The organism is Actinokineospora lacus (assembly GCF_053813445.1).
In genome coordinates this window covers 444847-459973 of the sequence record NZ_JBQERA010000003.1, presented here as the reverse complement: position 1 = coordinate 459973, position 15127 = coordinate 444847, and the positions used below count along the sequence as shown (strand labels likewise).

The 15127-nt window shown below is 72.0% G+C and carries 9 protein-coding genes; 5 read left to right on the top strand and 4 right to left on the bottom strand.

From position 1 onward, the window contains the following. Positions 1–66 precede the first annotated feature (66 nt). Together ACTG9Q_RS10230 and ACTG9Q_RS10225 are read right to left on the bottom strand one after the other, a co-directional pair. Entirely contained in the window at positions 67–1734 is a 1668-nt protein-coding gene (locus ACTG9Q_RS10230; RefSeq protein WP_455572425.1) for a M14 family zinc carboxypeptidase, read from the bottom strand. 781 nt (positions 1735–2515) lie between these two features. After that, positions 2516–5419 (bottom strand): ATP-binding protein, encoded by a 2904-nt coding sequence (locus ACTG9Q_RS10225; protein ID WP_455572424.1) that lies wholly within the window; start codon positions 5417–5419, stop codon positions 2516–2518. Between the two features lie 258 nt (positions 5420–5677). On the opposite strand from ACTG9Q_RS10225, the gene ACTG9Q_RS10220 reads away from it, so the two are divergent. Together ACTG9Q_RS10220 and ACTG9Q_RS10215 are read left to right on the top strand one after the other, a co-directional pair. After that, positions 5678–7234, top strand: a complete 1557-nt coding sequence (locus tag ACTG9Q_RS10220; protein WP_455572423.1) for a S8 family peptidase — start codon at positions 5678–5680, stop codon at positions 7232–7234. A gap of 117 nt (positions 7235–7351) precedes the next feature. Next, complete coding sequence (locus ACTG9Q_RS10215) at positions 7352–8938, top strand: S8 family serine peptidase (RefSeq protein ID WP_455572422.1); 1587 nt, start codon at positions 7352–7354, stop codon at positions 8936–8938. Positions 8939–9084: 146 nt separating this feature from the next. Here ACTG9Q_RS10215 and ACTG9Q_RS10210 read toward each other — a convergent pair whose 3' ends face one another. Together ACTG9Q_RS10210 and ACTG9Q_RS10205 are read right to left on the bottom strand one after the other, a co-directional pair. Further along, positions 9085–9975, bottom strand: coding sequence for a helix-turn-helix domain-containing protein (locus ACTG9Q_RS10210; RefSeq protein WP_455572421.1), 891 nt, complete (start codon positions 9973–9975; stop codon positions 9085–9087). Between the two features lie 78 nt (positions 9976–10053). Then, positions 10054–11931, bottom strand: coding sequence for a trypsin-like serine protease (locus ACTG9Q_RS10205; protein WP_455572420.1), 1878 nt, complete (start codon positions 11929–11931; stop codon positions 10054–10056). A 206-nt stretch (positions 11932–12137) separates the two neighbouring features. Between ACTG9Q_RS10205 and ACTG9Q_RS10200 the strand changes: the two genes are divergently transcribed. From ACTG9Q_RS10200 to ACTG9Q_RS10190, 3 genes are read left to right on the top strand one after another with little or no spacing between them, the layout of a single operon-like run. Next, positions 12138–12506 (top strand): very short patch repair endonuclease, encoded by a 369-nt coding sequence (locus ACTG9Q_RS10200; protein ID WP_455572725.1) that lies wholly within the window; start codon positions 12138–12140, stop codon positions 12504–12506. Between the two features lie 37 nt (positions 12507–12543). Beyond that, positions 12544–13080, top strand: a complete 537-nt coding sequence (locus tag ACTG9Q_RS10195; RefSeq protein WP_455572419.1) for a PadR family transcriptional regulator — start codon at positions 12544–12546, stop codon at positions 13078–13080. Continuing rightward, entirely contained in the window at positions 13077–15086 is a 2010-nt protein-coding gene (locus ACTG9Q_RS10190; RefSeq protein ID WP_455572418.1) for an oxidoreductase, read from the top strand. The genes ACTG9Q_RS10195 and ACTG9Q_RS10190 overlap by 4 nt, the downstream gene beginning before the upstream one ends. Positions 15087–15127 lie beyond the last annotated feature (41 nt).

Here is a 15127-nt window from a genome sequence, read left to right as displayed (position 1 = left end):
TCCGGGTGTGGCGACGCCCCGGGCCTCGCGAGGCTGAGTCAGCGGGCCCGGGGCATCAAGATCGAGCTAGAACACGAGCTTCCAGGAGTCGATGTAGCCGGTGTCGCTCTGGTAGACGTCGCGGACCTGGAGGCGCCAGGTGCCGTTGGCCACCTCGGTGGACGCGTTCACCGTGTAGGTGGCGATCACATTGTCGGCGGAGTCGCTGGAGCTGGAGTTCTTCAGCCGGTAGGCGGTGCCGTCCGGCGCGACCAGGTCGATGACGAGGTCGCCGCGGTAGGTGTGCTTGATGTCCACGCCGACCTGCAGGGTCGCGGGCGCGTTGCCGGTCCGCCCGGTGACCGCGATGCTGCTGGACACCGCCGCGCCCGCGTCCGTGATGGTCACGTCGTTGGTGTTCTCGAAGGTGTCACCCGTGGGCGGCGGCTCGGTGCCGCCGCAGGTCAGGCTGATCGCGCGCTTGGGGCAGTCGGCGTAGGCGACCAGGCGGAGCACGGCTTCCTTGTTGCGCGCGGTCTCCCTCGGGATGATCTCGTCGCCGGGGTAGAAGCCGCCGAGGCCGCCGCCGCCGCTCGGGAACATCTCGAAGGTGTAGCCGTAGATCTTCTGGTTGCCCCACAGCCAGTCGTCGATCGACCCGTCGGTGACGTAGAGGTCGGAGGACTGCTGCGGCGTGTAGCCGTTGGTCTGGGCCATCTCACGGCCGATGGTGGAGAAGACCCGCTGGTCCTCGGTTGTCAGACCGGGCGCGGTGTCGTTGTAGGTGTAGCCGTAGGGCCAGAGCACCAGCTCGCTGTAGGTGTGGAAGTCGATGCCCACGGTGATCTGCTGCTTGCCGCCGATGTTGCGGCTGCGCACGAAGTCGGCCATGGCCTTGACCTCGGGCGAGGACTCCGCCCGGGGGCCGCGGTAGGTCTCGGAGCTGGTGCTGCCCGAGGAGCCGCCACAGCAGCCCCACTGGTAGTTCCAGTTGCGGTTCATGTCCGTGCCGATGGCCGTGGAACCGGTGTTGGGCTGGCGGTTCTTGCGCCACCCGGCGTAGGAGCCGGTGGAGATGTCGAACTCGCCGCCGTCGGGGTTGACGTCCGGGAGAATCCAGATCTCGCGGGAGTCCACCAGGCCCTTGACGCGGCTGTCGCTGGCATAGCTGTCGGTGAAGAGGTTGATCAGGTAGATCGCCATCTCCACGGTCAGGTGCTCACGCGCGTGCTGGTGGTGGGTGAACAGCACCTCGGGCTCGTTCTCGTCGGTGCCCGCGTTGTCGGAGATCTTGATCGCGAAGATGTCGCGGTTCTGGTACGACTTTCCGATCACCTGCTTGGTGATCAGGCCGGGGTGGTCGGCCACCGCGCGGTTGATGACCGCGGTCATCTCCGCGTAGTTGTGGTAGTTCGAGTCGGCGCCCGGGAAGTCCATCGGGGTGATGTCACCGTGGGAGTGCGCCGCGGGCGCGGCCTCGGCCTCGACGCGGAACCCGAGCTTGCGGATCTTCTCCACCTCGGCCGGGGTGGCCGTGATCATCGTCCGGCTGTCCTCGACCCCGTTGATGGCCGCGCCGGTCCTGGAGATGGCGGTGCGCTGCTGGGCGGTGTTCACCCCGATGACGTGGTATTCGGCAGATGCCCGGGGGGCGGATGCCGCGGCGTCGCCACCTGCCGCGCTCTGGTTCGTTGTCATGATCAAGGCGACGGCCGTCGCCGCGCCGACCAATACGGACAGGCGTTTGCGTTTCACACGTGCCTCCTGCAGGGAGCGTCCGGGGACGCTGGAGGTTCAGTTGTGCCTGCTCGCGTGTCGAACCCCGAAGGGCGCCCTCACGACCCGTTTGCCGGCTCTGGCAGGTCGAATAGTGACGTGCGCACACGACCCCCACAAGGCTGCGTACGTAGGGCGTCCTTCCCGTTCTTTTCACACTTGCTTCACAGAGCCGTCGCTGGTCAGACATCGAGTGTGAACTGCCGTGCACGTGTTCGCCACGCGGATGGCCTGCACACCAACGGATCGGGCGACGCGGGCCGGGCAAATCTCGACGCCGCCGGGCCGCCGCGGTCGCGGGTGGCGTTGGCCCTTTCGCGGCAAGGGCAATAAACACGTAGCCCTACCTAGTGTTCCCGTGATTGTTTCGCGCACGCGAGGTTGGCATCGTCTGCCTCGCGAAGCACCGCCGTCCGAACCCTGCCGGACGGCTTCGTCGGATAACTCGGGGGAGAGGCGCCAACGCCCTCGCCTCTCCCCCGCCGACCACTTCCGCGACCACCCGCGCGGGCCCGTCCTCACCGGCCCGCCACCCCACCGGATCGTGACCAGGAGGCGCGGCGAATCGGCACCGCCCGCGCCCGCGCCGAGCGCTTTGCGCACCCGCAGGGGGGCAGCTCGGCAGCACGATCCCCACCCGACGGGGGTGGACCGGCCTGCGGCGGCCCGGTCCACCCCCGTCCGGCTTTCCCGCCTGGCTTGTCTCATCAGGCTTGTCCCGCCTGATTTGTCCCGCCTGACTTGTTCCCCGGAGGATTCCTCAGACCAGGTCCTCGGCGTGCAGCTGGGTCCGCGAGCCCACCCCGAGCTTGCGCAGCACCCGGGCGGCGTGCTGCTCCACCGTCCGCGGCGACAGGAACAGGACCTCGGCGATCTCCCGGTTCGTGTGCCCGCCCGCCAGCAGCCGGGCCACCTCCAGCTCCCGGGGCGAGAGCTCGTTGCCGTATCCGCGGCGCCCGCGCCGCGACGGCTTCCCGCCGCCGACGCCGCGCAGGTGGTGGCGGCAGCGGGCGGCGTCGCGGGTGGCGCCGAGGACGTCGAAGGCGTCCACCTGGGCGGAGAGCAGGTCGGTGGCGGCCTCGGGGTCGGTCGTCAGCAGGCACATGGCCTCGCGCTCGGCGACGCCCGCGGCCAGGTAGGGCGCGGGCAGGCCCTGGTAGCGCTCGCGGGCCTCCCGGTAGTGGGCCACGGCCAGGGCGAGGTCGCCGTCGTGCTCGGCCAGGCGGCCGCGGCACTGGGCCAGGGCGGCGTCGGCCATCGGGGTGTCGAGGCCCTCGATGCCCGCGGCGATCTCCCCGACGAGCCGCACGGCGTCCTCAACCCGCCCCGAGGCCAGGTACGCGCCCACCGCGATGGGGCCGATCTCGCCGCTCCAGGCCCAGATCCCCTTGGTGCGCAGGATGTCCAGGCCGCGGTCGACGTCCACGCAGGCGCGCTCGGCGTCGTCCTGGGACAGCAGGTTCCACGCCAGGCCCGCGCACCCGGCGATGGCCACCTGGGTGATGGCCTCCTCCGGCGCGAACGCCCCGGTCTCGGTGAACCAGCTCGTCGCCTCCGCCCACTCGCCCCTGGCCACGGCCAGGCAGCCCAGCACCAGGGCCAGCTCGCTGGCCACCGGGTAGAGGTCGCGGTACTCGTCGAGCAGCCTGGTGGTGCGCTCGGCCAGGCCGTTCCACTGGCCGGTGAACCAGTCCACCCTGGCCTGGGTCGCCCGCGCGGTGCTGACGACGAAGGTGGCCCCGCAGTCCGCGGCCAGCCGCAGGCCCGAGCGCAGCAGGTCGTTCGCCAGGCGCAGGTGCCCGGCCGAGGTGGCCGCGTCGCTGAGGTTGCACCGGGCGCGGGCGAGCTGGCGCTGCTCGCCGACGGTCTCGACCACCTCGGGCAGCTCCGTCATCCGCGCCAGCACCGTCGGGTCGCCGATGTGCAGCTTGGAGCCGTACTCGTTGGCCGTCAGCGACAGCCACAGCTCCCGGTCCACGCAGGCCGCCCGCATGGCGTCGGCGCGGGCGAGCCACGGCCGCACCTCCGCCAGCGGCACCATCCCCATGAACGGCTGGGCCAGCACGGCGGTGCCCTTGGCGGCCAGGTCGGGGCGCTCGGCGAGGTCGCCGACGGCCCGCTCGATCTCGGTGCGCGCCTCGCCGAGCCCGCCCGCCGCGCGCAGGAGCAGCAGGCCCCGGTACAGCCGCACCTCGCCGCGGGCCGAAGTGGACAGCCGGGCGTCGCCGAGCAGCCGCTCCAGCAGCTCCGTCGGGTCGCGCTGGTCGAGCCCGGTGTGCGCGACCTGCCCGAGCTTGATCGCCAGCCGGTCGACGTGCTCGGCGGGCAGGCTGGGCTCGCGCAGCAGCCGCTGCAGCATCGAGGTGGCCGTCGCCGCGTCGCCGACCTCGCTCGCCCGGTCGGCGGCTGCCTCGCCGTAGTGCAGCCACGCCGCGACGCGCCCGGCCCGCTCGCTGTGCTCGGCCAGCTGCACCAGCGGGCGCGGCTCAACCTGGTCGAGGGCGTCGATGGCCCGGTTGTGCAGGTGCGTGCGGTCGGGGCCGCCGAGGGTGTCGTAGACGGCCTTGCGGGCCAGGGAGTGCCGGAAGCCGTAGCGGCCACCGTCCACTTCGTAGAGCACGTGCCCGGCCAGGGCGTGGGTCAGCGCGGCCCGCAGCCGCGGCTCGGGCACCCCGGAGACCTCGCCGAGCAGTTCGGCGGGAGCGGGCGCGCCCAGCACCGCGGCGGCCTGGGCCAGGCGGGTCGCCGCGGTCGGCAGCGCGGCGAGCCGCTCGGCCATCGCGTCGCGCAGCAGCACCGGCACCTCGACGGAGTCCAGCAGCCGCCGGGCGGTGGCGCCGTCGGCGTGCACCGCGCCCGCGGGATTGCGCAGCGCGCGCAGCGTCTCCTCGATGACGAACGGGATGCCCGCGGTGCGCTCGTGCAGTTTCGCGGCGAACTCCGCCGACACCCCGTCCTCGTCCAGGATGGCCTCCGCCAGGGCCCGCACCTCGGCGACCTTGAGCGGCATGACCTCCAGCAGCACGCTGATCACCCCGGTCGGCGGCCGGTACGCGGTGCCGAGCGGCAGCCCGCCGGGCACGTCCTCGCGGCGGTAGGTGACCACTGTGGTCAGCGTCGGGGGCGGGTCGCTCATCAGGAACCGCAGCAGCTGGCGGGTGCCGTCGTCGGCCCACTGCAGGTCCTCCACCACCAGCAGCACCGGCCCGATCGCGCCCAGCAGCTCGCGGACGGCCCGGAACAGCCGGTGGCGCTCCGCGCGCGGGTCGCCGATGGCGGTCGGCTGCGGCGGCAGGAACTCGGCGATCTCGGGCAGCAGCGGGGCGAGCACGCCCGCGACCGGGCTCAGCGGCGGGTGGGCGGGCAGCCGGTGCCGGGCGCCGCGCAGCGCCTCCAGCACCGCCCCGTACGGGAACGGCTCGCCGACCTGGGCGCAGGTGCCCACCAGCGGCAGCGTGGGGCCGAGATCGCCCGCCAGCAGCTCCGCCAGCAGCCTGCTCTTGCCGACGCCCGCCTCGCCCTCGATCAGCACGACCGCCGGGTGCAGCACGGCCACCGACCGCAGCGAGGCGAACTGCTCGTCCCGGCCGACGAGCACCGGCGAGCTGGTCCGGATGCGCGGGTCGGCGGACCGGGCGGGGTGGGGCTTCGGCGTCCGCGTCATGAGCTCCCCCCGGGATCGTGGTGGCCGGGTCTCGCAGCCTAGGCGTCGGCGGCGTGATCGGGAACGCCACGAATCGAGAACGCGGAGAAGTTGATCATAATTGAAAGTCGGGTATCCCTACGTACCGATACCCGGATTGTTCGCACTGGGCTACCGCCCGATCGTGATTCCCGAGTGGCTGTCAGTAACCCAACCCTGCCCGACGGCCACCCCTCCGGTTGGTGTTCCCCAGCCGGTGGAGTGAATGGAGAAGCCCAGATGCGACATGATCGCAAGACCCGCCGGGCCGTGGCCGGTCTCGCGGCCGGTGCCTGCGCACTGGCCGCGGTGGCCGCCACGACGAGCCCGGCGACCGCCCAGCAGGCGACCGGCAGCGTCGTGGCCGCCGCCAACCCGGTCGCGGGTAGCTACATCGTCGTGCTGAAGGACGGCAACGCGAGCGCGCCCAAGACCAACAACGCCGCCTTCGGGCTGGCCAAGCAGTACGGCGGCGAGGTCAAGAACACCTACACCGCGACCATCCGCGGCTTCGCCGTGCGGCTCGACGAGGCGGCCGCCAAGCGGCTGGCCGCCAACCCCGCGGTCGCCTACGTGCAGCAGGACGGCATCGCGAGCATCTCCGACGAGCAGCTCAACCCCACCTGGGGCCTGGACCGCGTCGACCAGCGGAACCTGCCGCTGAACTCCAAGTACGCCTACGCGAACACCGGCTCCAGCGTGACCGCGTACGTCCTGGACACCGGCGTCGACAAGCGCCACACCGACTTCGAGGGCCGGGTCACCGACGGCTACGACTTCATCGACAACGACGGCGACGCCTCCGACTGCCAGGGCCACGGCACGCACGTCGCCGGCACGGTCGGGTCCAAGACCTGGGGCGTGGCCAAGAAGGTCAAGCTGGTCAGCGTCCGCGTGCTGGACTGCCAGGGCAACGGGCAGTACTCCCAGATCATCAAGGGCATCGACTGGGTCGCCCAGAACGCGGTCAAGCCCGCGGTCGCCAACATGAGCCTGGGCGGCGGCGCCGACTCCACCGTCGACAACGCCGTCAAGCGCGCCATCGCGACCGGTGTCACGTTCGCGGTCGCCTCCGGCAACAACAACGGCAACGCCTGCGGCTACAGCCCGGCCCGCGTGCCCGAGGCGATCACGGTCAACGCCACGGACAACCAGGACAACCGGTCCTCGTTCTCCAACTACGGCTCCTGCACCGACATCTTCGCCCCGGGCACCGCGATCACCTCCACCCGCAACGGCGGCGGCTCGCACTCCCTGCAGGGCACCTCGATGGCCACCCCGCACGTCGCGGGCGCCGCGGCGCTGTACCTGCAGACCAACGCGGGCGCGACCCCGCAGCAGGTCCGCGACGCGCTGGTCACCAACGGCACGACCGGGGTGGTGAAGAACGTCGGCTCCGGATCGCCGAACGTGCTGCTCTACACCGGTTTCCTCGGCGGCGGCGACCCGGGCTGCGCGGGCGGCACCAACGGCACCGACGTGTCCATCCCGGACAACAACACCGCGGTGACCTCCACCGTCACCGTCTCCGGCTGCTCGGGCAACGCCTCGGCGAGCACCCAGGTCAAGGTCGACATCAACCACAGCTACGTCGGCGACCTGGTGATCGACCTGATCGGCCCGTCCGGGGAGAGCCACAACCTGAAGAAGGCCGGTGGCGGCAAGGGCTCGGGCGTCCACGAGACCTACACCGTCAACGTCTCCGGCGAGGTCCGCAACGGCGCCTGGAAGCTGCGGGTCGTCGACATCTGGCGCTACGACGCGGGCACCATCGACTCCTGGTCGGTCACGCCCTAGCGAAACCCCGGCGCCCGCGGCGCGGTGCGATCGCGCCGCGGGCGCCGGACCCCGCAAGTCGAAACCCTGTCGGCTGTCCTCGTGGGACGGCTGTCGACCATCGCGGAAGGACTTCTCATGCAAGCAAAAGCTCGCCCGGTCGGGCGGGTGGCACTCGCCGTCGTGGGCGCCGCGTCCACGGTAGCGGCCCTGTTGGCCACGGCGACCCCCGCCGCGGCGGCGGAGGCGAACTTCGTGCCCGCCAGGAACCCGGCCCCCGGCGGCAGCTTCGTCGTCTCCCTCAAGTCAGGCGATGCCACCGCGTCGGCGGAGGCGACCCGCGCGACGTCGGCCTCGCTGGCCCAGACCTACGGCGGCTCGCTCGGCACCGTGCTCACCGCGTCCATGCGGGGCTTCATCGTCAGGGACCTGACCGCGGCCGAGGCCCGGCGCCTGGCCGCCGACCCCGCGGTGAAGCGGGTCTTCCAGGACGGCACCGCCCGCGCCCTGGACGTCCAGGACAACGCCACCTGGGGCCTGGACCGCACCGACCAGCGCAACCTGCCGCTGGACACCAAGTACAACTACGGCCAGACGGCGTCGAACGTGACGGTCTACGTCACCGACACCGGCATCAAGACCTCCCAGGCCGATTTCGAGGGCCGGGCCAGCGTCGGCGCCGACTTCGTCAGGGACGGCCAGAACGGCATCGACTGCTCCGGCCACGGCACCCACGTCGCGGGCACGATCGGCGGCAAGACCTGGGGCATCGCCAAGAAGGCCAAGCTGGTCTCGGTGCGCATGCTCGGGGAGAACTGCGGCAACAGCGCCCCGGACTCCGCGGGCGTGGAGTCCGTGGAGTGGGTGACGGCCAACGCGGTCAAGCCCGCGGTGGTCAACGCCAGCTGGACCTTCGACAACGCCGACATCGGGGACGAGGCCATCGCGGGCCTGCTCCGCTCCGGCGTGCAGTTCGTGGCGGCGTCGGGCAACTCCGGCACGACCTCGTGCAACACCGGCCCGGCCAACATCCCCGAGATCGTCACGGTGAACGCGACCAGCCGCAACGACGCCCGGGCGGGCTTCTCCAACTACGGGACGTGCACCGACATCTTCGCCCCCGGCGACGGCATCACCTCGGTGGGCCTGTCGGGCACCGGCGGCGTGAACATGTCGGGCACCTCGATGGCCTCCCCGCACGTGGCGGGCGTGGCCGCGCTGTACCTGTCGGTGAACACCGGCGCGTCCCCGCAGGCCCTGCGCGACGCCCTGGTGAACAACGCCACCGACGGCAAGGTCACCAACCCCGGTTCCGGGTCGCCGAACAAGCTGCTCTACAGCGGCTTCATCAGTGGCGGCCCCGGCCCGGACCCGTCCTGCGACGGCGGCGCCAACACCAACGACGTCGCCATCCCGGACACCAACACCGCGGTCACCTCGGAGGTGACCCTGGCCGACTGCACGGGCAACGCGACGGCGACGACCGCGGTCAAGGTGGACATCAACCACACCTACACCGCGGACCTCAACGTCGAGCTGGTCGGTCCCTCCGGCCGCGCGTACGCCCTGCACCGCGCCGCCGGGATCGGCTCCCCGGCGGGCATCCACCAGACGTTCACCGTGGATGCCTCCTCGGAGGCCAGGAACGGCACGTGGAAGCTGCGCGTGACCGACATCTACCGGCACGACACGGGCACGGTCGACGCCTGGACGCTCACCTTCTGACCGGTGGCGCGCCGATGCCCCCGGGGACGGGTTCCCCGGGGGCATCGGCGCGCGCCTTCCGGGGTTCACCAGTTCCGGGGCACACCAGTACCGGGTTCACCAGTTCAGGGCTCACCGGTTCCGGGCGCACCAGTTAGTTCGGGGACTCACCACTGCCAGCGGATTCCGACGATCGCCGACGCCGGTTCGCTGACCAGCGCGTGCACCCCGGAGAACGCCCCGATCCGCAGCACCCCGCCGCCCGTCTCCGGCGCCCAGGCGTCGGCCTGGGTGAAGGCGTGGCACCGCGTGGGCAGCGCCGCGGGGTGGAAGCTCACCTGCGCCAGGTACTCCCGGGGACCGCGCCGCATCCCCCGGCTGTAGCGGATCGCCGTCGACGTGCCGAACCACCGCACCTCGTACTCCACCAGCGCCGTCTGCCCGATCGAGAGCGTGCGGTCGAACAGGATCTCCGCCACGGTGAACCGCCCCGCCGACTGCGCCCGCACGCGTCCCACCGCGCACCCCGGCCCGGCCACCAAGACCGGTAGCGTCCGGTCGGTCTCCTCGGCCCGGTGCAGCACGACGCACGAGCGCAGCCCGTCGGCCTCGGCCCGCAGCACCATCCGCACGACGGTCCGGCTGTCGCGCCGCTCCTGGTCGACGTGGTGGTGGTCGTGGATGGTCAGGTAGGTCAGCGTTCCCGGCACCGGATCGTCCAATGCCGACAGCGCGGCCTCGACCCCGCCGCAGTCCCGCCACAGCAGCTCGGGGGTCCGCGTCGTCCCGGCCCGCGACGCCCACCGCCCCCGCGGCTTGCGCGGCCCCAGCAGGGCCGTCAGCCCGCCGGGGGGCAGCTCCAGCACGTCTTCCATGACCGACACCGCCTTCAGCGACTCCGGCCGCTCCGGGCGGGTTCGCCCCCTGCGCCAGTAGCTCAGGGTGGACAGGCTCACGCGGATGCCGTGCGCGGACAGGCGGCGCTGCAGGTGTTCCAGGCTCATGCCGCTGCGCTCGATGGTGCGGTCCAGGACAGCGGGAAAGGTGTCCGGGTTCACGGGGAACTCCCAACGCCGAAAAGCGAACGGCAGGCCCGGGGAAGTGCCCGAGCCTGCCGTTTCGCGGTGAACTGTGGATTACCAGGCCTTGGCGGTGTTGCCGCCCGCGGAGTACCCGAACCGGGTCACGGTCAGGGCGAAGGTGGTGGTGCCGGACTTGCCGTCGGCCGCGGTGGCCTTGATCGTCACGTTGTGCGTGCCGACCGGGGTCTGGAAGTTGGTGAAGAACCAGACCGCGCTGCTGCCGCCCTGGGGGATGGTGGCGGGGTTGTAGAAGACCTGGGTGCCCGCGGGGACGCCGCTGGCGCTCAGGGTCAGGTTGCCCGTGCCACCGGACGCGGTGACGCTGGTCTGGACCATCTGCCCCTGCTGGCCGGTGCCGCGGGATGGGTTGGCCGTCACCCGGACGTCGCCGACCGGGGGCTGGCCGCCTTCGACCGTGAGGGTGACCGTGGTGGTGGCGGACTTGCCGTCACCGGTGCGGCCGGTGACCGTCACCGTGTGGGTGCCCGCGGTGACGGAGCTGCCAGCGGTGAACGTCAGCTTGGCGTTGTTGCCCGTGGTGATGCTCGCGGGCTGGAACTCCGCCTGCACACCGGAAGGCTGCCCGGACGCCGACAGCGCGATGGTCTCCGAGCCGTCGCTGCCGGGGTCGCTGGTGACGGTGGTGGAGACCGCCTTGCCCGCGGCTACCGTCACCGAGCTGGGGGAGGCGCCGAGGCTGAACTCGCCGGGCACGGGGTTCTGCCCGTCGGTGACGGTCAGGCTGAACTTGCCGGACGCGCTGGCCCCGCCCGAGGCGCGGGCGGTGACGGTCACCTCGAAGGTGCCGTTGGCCGCGCTCGTCGAGGCGTCGAAGGTCAGCTTCGACTCCCCGCCGGTGGTCACGTCCGCGGGCTGGAAGACCGCCTGCACACCGGAGGGCAGGCCGGTGGCCGACAGCGTCGCCTGCTCCGGGCCGCCCGCGCCCGCGGTCGTCTTGACCTGGACGGACAGCGTGCCGCCCGCGGCGACCGAACCGGAGGCGGGGTTGACCGAGACGCCGAACTCGCCGGGGTTGGGGACCTCGCCGATCTCCTGCTTGACCCAGTCGCCCATCGCGTTGGTCAGGCGCCCGTAGATGCCGTACCAGCGGAAGTCCGACCGGCTCCAGGACGCCACACCGATGATCTTGTTGTTGACGATCAGCGGGCCGCCGGAGTCGCCGGGCAGGATGGTGACGCGGCCGTCGGAATACCCGGTGCAGATCATCGTGTCGGCCTTGAAGCCCGCGCCGACACCCTGGCAGACCGAGGCGCCGTTGACGATCGGCAGGGTGGCCTTGTCGAGGGTGACGTCGGCCGGGTTGTCGTCGTGGTTCTTCTTGCCGTAGCCGAAGCCCAGCCCGTTCTTGCCGGGGGCTTCCAGGCCCGCGTCGGCCGAGGTGGCCACCTGCGGGTAGGCGGCGCCGCCCGGCAGGGCGATGTCGCGGTCGACGGTGACGACGGCGACGTCGTAGCCCTGGTCGAAGTTGACGTACTGGGGGTGCTTCTTGTACTGGACGACCTTGGCGTGGAAGCCGGGGCCGCTGCCGCCGTTGTAGGCGTCGAGGTCGTTGAGGCCGTGGACGAAGCTCTTCTCGCCCTGGGCGTCGGCGCAGTGCGCGGCAATGAGGATCTTGCGGGGCGCGACGACCGTGCCGGTGCAGGTCTGCCCCTCGGGACGGACACCCCCGGCGCGAATGCCCGCGATGATGCCGGGGAACTCGCTGACGGTCGCGTTCTCGCCGTTGTAGAAGAACGCCCCGGCATCACCGCCGCGGGCAGGGACCGTGTCGCCCTCGAAGTTGGCCGCGGGCACGTTCGCGGGACTGTCCGCGGTCGGTTCGGCCGCCAGCGCGATGGTCGTGCCCAGCGGCACCAGCACCGTCGCCGCGGCCAGAGCCGCCAGGCCCCAGGACCGTGGTGTACGTTTCACGATGGTTCCTTTCCGGATCGGGAACAGCCGCCTCTAGGCAGGGTCGACGGCTACTCGCTGCAGGTCACTTTCGAGTGACGCCCGGTGAGGAACAATCAGGGTCGGCATCCGTAGGGGTACGGAACTTTATGGAGGCGGGCGCGACGGCCCGCCGCGGCCGGTGCGACGATCACCGCGTGGACAGCACCGACGCCACCCGGCTGCGGATGAGTCGGCAGAAGGCCCGCGACACCGGCACCGAGATCGCCCTGCGCCGGGCCCTGCACGCCCTCGGCCTGCGCTACCGGGTCCACCGCCGCCCGGTCGCCGGGGTGCGCCGCGAAGTCGACGTGGTGTTCACCCGGGTCAGGGTCGCCGTGTTCGTCGACGGCTGCTTCTGGCACGGCTGCCCCGAGCACGTCACCTGGCCGCGCCGCAACGCCGAGTTCTGGCGGGCCAAGATCGAGGGCAACCGGGCCCGCGACCGCGACACCGACGCCCGGCTGGCCGACGCGGGCTGGCGGGTGGTCCGGGTCTGGGAGCACGAGGACCCCGCGGAGGCCGCCCGGCGCGTGCGGGAAGTGATATGCACCTAGTTGCAGTGCCACGCGTTGTATAGGTAGCCTCCGGCGCATGGCGCTGGAGCACGCGATCCTGGTCTCGCTCGGGGAGCGGGCCGGGTCCGGCTATGAGCTGACCCGGCGGTTCGACAAGTCCATCGGGTTCTTCTGGCGGGCCACCCACCAGCAGATCTACCGCGTCCTCAAGCGGATGCTCGACGACGGCTGGGTCACCGTCGAGCCCGTCGCGCAGGAGGGCAAGCCGGACAAGAAGGTCTACTCCGTGGGCCGGGCGGGCCGCGTGGAACTGGCCCGCTGGCTCGCCGAGCCCGGCGAACCGGTCGAGCTGCGCACCGACCTCGCCGTGAAGATCCGCGGCGCGGCGTTCGGCGACCTCCCCGCGATCGCCGGGGAGGTGGCCCGCCACCGCGGGGTCCACGCCGAGCGGCTCGCCGCCTACCAGGCCATCGAGGCCGCCGACTTCCCCGACGGGGCCCGGCACACCGGCTCCACTCTGCACCAGTACCTGGTCCTGCGCGGCGGCATCGCCGCGGAGCGGGCCTTCGTGGACTGGTGCGACGAAGTGCTCACCGCGATGGAGTCCACATGAGCTACCCCACCCTGCTGTCCACACTGGACCTCGGTTTCACCACGCTGCGCAACCGGGTCGTCATGGGCTCCATGCACACCGGACTGGAGGACAGCGCCCGCGACACCCCCAAGCTGGCCGCGTACTTCGCCGAGCGGGCCCGCGGCGGCGTCGGCCTGATCATCACCGGCGGCTACGCCCCCAACCGCGTGGGCTGGCTCAAACCGTTCTCCGGCAAGCTGACCACGGCCGCCGAGGCCCGCCGCCACCGCGCCGTCACCGACGCGGTGCACGCGGAGGGCGGCAAGATCGCGCTGCAGATCCTGCACGCGGGCCGCTACGCCTACCACCCGTTCAGCGTCTCCGCCTCGGCGGTCAAGGCCCCGATCAACCCGTTCCGCCCGCGCGCGCTGTCCGACCGCGGGGTGCGCGCCCAGATCCGCGCCTTCGTCCGCTGCGCCGTGCTGGCCAGGCAGGCCGGGTACGACGGCGTGGAGATCATGGGGTCGGAGGGCTACTTCATCAACCAGTTCCTGGCCCCGCGCACCAACAAGCGCACCGACCGCTGGGGCGGCACGCCGGAGAACCGGCGCCGCGTCGCGGTGGAGATCGTCCGCCAGACCCGCGCGGCCGTCGGCGCGGACTTCATCATCGTCTACCGGCTGTCGATGGCCGAACTGGTGGAGGGCGGCCAGACCTGGGCGGAGATCGTCGCGCTCGGCACGGAGGTCGAGGCGGCGGGCGCGACGATCATCAACACCGGCATCGGCTGGCACGAGGCCAGGGTGCCCACCATCGTCACCTCGGTCCCGCGCGCGGCGTTCACCGACGTGACCGCCGCGTTCCGCCCGCACGTCGGCATCCCGGTGGTCGCCACCAACCGCATCAACATGCCGCAGGTGGCCGAGGAGGTCCTGGCCCGGGGGGCGGCCGACCTGGTCTCCATGGCCCGCCCCATGCTCGCCGACCCGGACTGGGTGGCCAAGGCCGCCGACGGCCGCGCCGACGAGATCAACACCTGCATCGCCTGCAACCAGGCGTGCCTCGACCACGTCTTCGCCAACCGCAAGGCGTCCTGCATGGTCAACCCGAGGGCGGCCCGCGAGACCGAGCTGGTCCTGTCCCCGGCCCGCAGGGCGAAGCGGGTCGCGGTGGTGGGCGCGGGTCCCGCCGGCCTCTCCGCGGCGGTCACTCTGGCCGGGCGCGGGCACCGGGTCGAGCTGTTCGAGGCCGCCGCGCACCTCGGCGGGCAGTTCGACATCGCCCGGCGCATCCCGGGCAAGGAGGAGTTCGCCGAGACGATCCGCTACTACGAGCGGCAGCTGGCGCTGACCGGCGTCGAGGTCCGGCTGGGAACCCGCGCCATGGCCGCGGACCTCGCCGGTTTCGACGAGGTCGTGCTGGCCACCGGCGTGGTTCCCCGGATGCCCGCCATCGCCGGGATCGACCACCCCAGTGTCCTGTCCTATGTGGACGTCGTCCGGCACGGCGCGCCGGTGGGCGCGCGGGTGGCCGTCATCGGGGCGGGCGGCATCGGGGTGGACGTCAGCGAGTTCCTCACCCACGCCGAGTCCCCCGCCCTGGACCTCGCCGCGTGGCGCGCCGAGTGGGGCGTGACGGAGAACGGGCTCACCACCGCCCGGCCTGCGAAGTCCCCGCGCCAGGTGTACCTGTTGCAGCGCAAGACCTCCCGCATCGGCGCGGGCCTCGGCAAGACCACCGGCTGGGTGCACCGCGCCGCGCTCAAGAGCAAGGGCGTCGAACAGCTCACCGGCGTCAACTACGAGCGCGTCGACGACGACGGCCTGCACATCAGCTTCGGCGAGAAGCGGGCGGACCCGCGCACGCTGGCCGTGGACACCGTGGTCGTCTGCGCGGGCCAGGAGCCCGTCCGCGACCTCGCCGACACCCTCGCCGACGCCCTGCCCGGCGTGCCTGTCCACCTCATCGGCGGGGCCGACGTGGCCGCCGAGCTCGACGCCAAGCGCGCCATCGATCAGGGAACGCGCCTGGCCACGCGCATATAGCAACGGACCCTCATGTGTTCCAGGTCACTACCAAGATCGTG

Coding starts and splice junctions, on each gene's coding strand:
- ACTG9Q_RS10195 (WP_455572419.1), top strand. CDS start 12,544: ATGGCGCTGGAGCACGCGATCCTGGTCTCGCTCGGGGAGCGGGCCGGG.
- ACTG9Q_RS10200 (WP_455572725.1), top strand. CDS start 12,138: ATGAGTCGGCAGAAGGCCCGCGACACCGGCACCGAGATCGCCCTGCGC.
- ACTG9Q_RS10225 (WP_455572424.1), bottom strand. CDS start 5,419: ATGACGCGGACGCCGAAGCCCCACCCCGCCCGGTCCGCCGACCCGCGC.
- ACTG9Q_RS10220 (WP_455572423.1), top strand. CDS start 5,678: ATGCGACATGATCGCAAGACCCGCCGGGCCGTGGCCGGTCTCGCGGCC.
- ACTG9Q_RS10215 (WP_455572422.1), top strand. CDS start 7,352: ATGCAAGCAAAAGCTCGCCCGGTCGGGCGGGTGGCACTCGCCGTCGTG.
- ACTG9Q_RS10190 (WP_455572418.1), top strand. CDS start 13,077: ATGAGCTACCCCACCCTGCTGTCCACACTGGACCTCGGTTTCACCACG.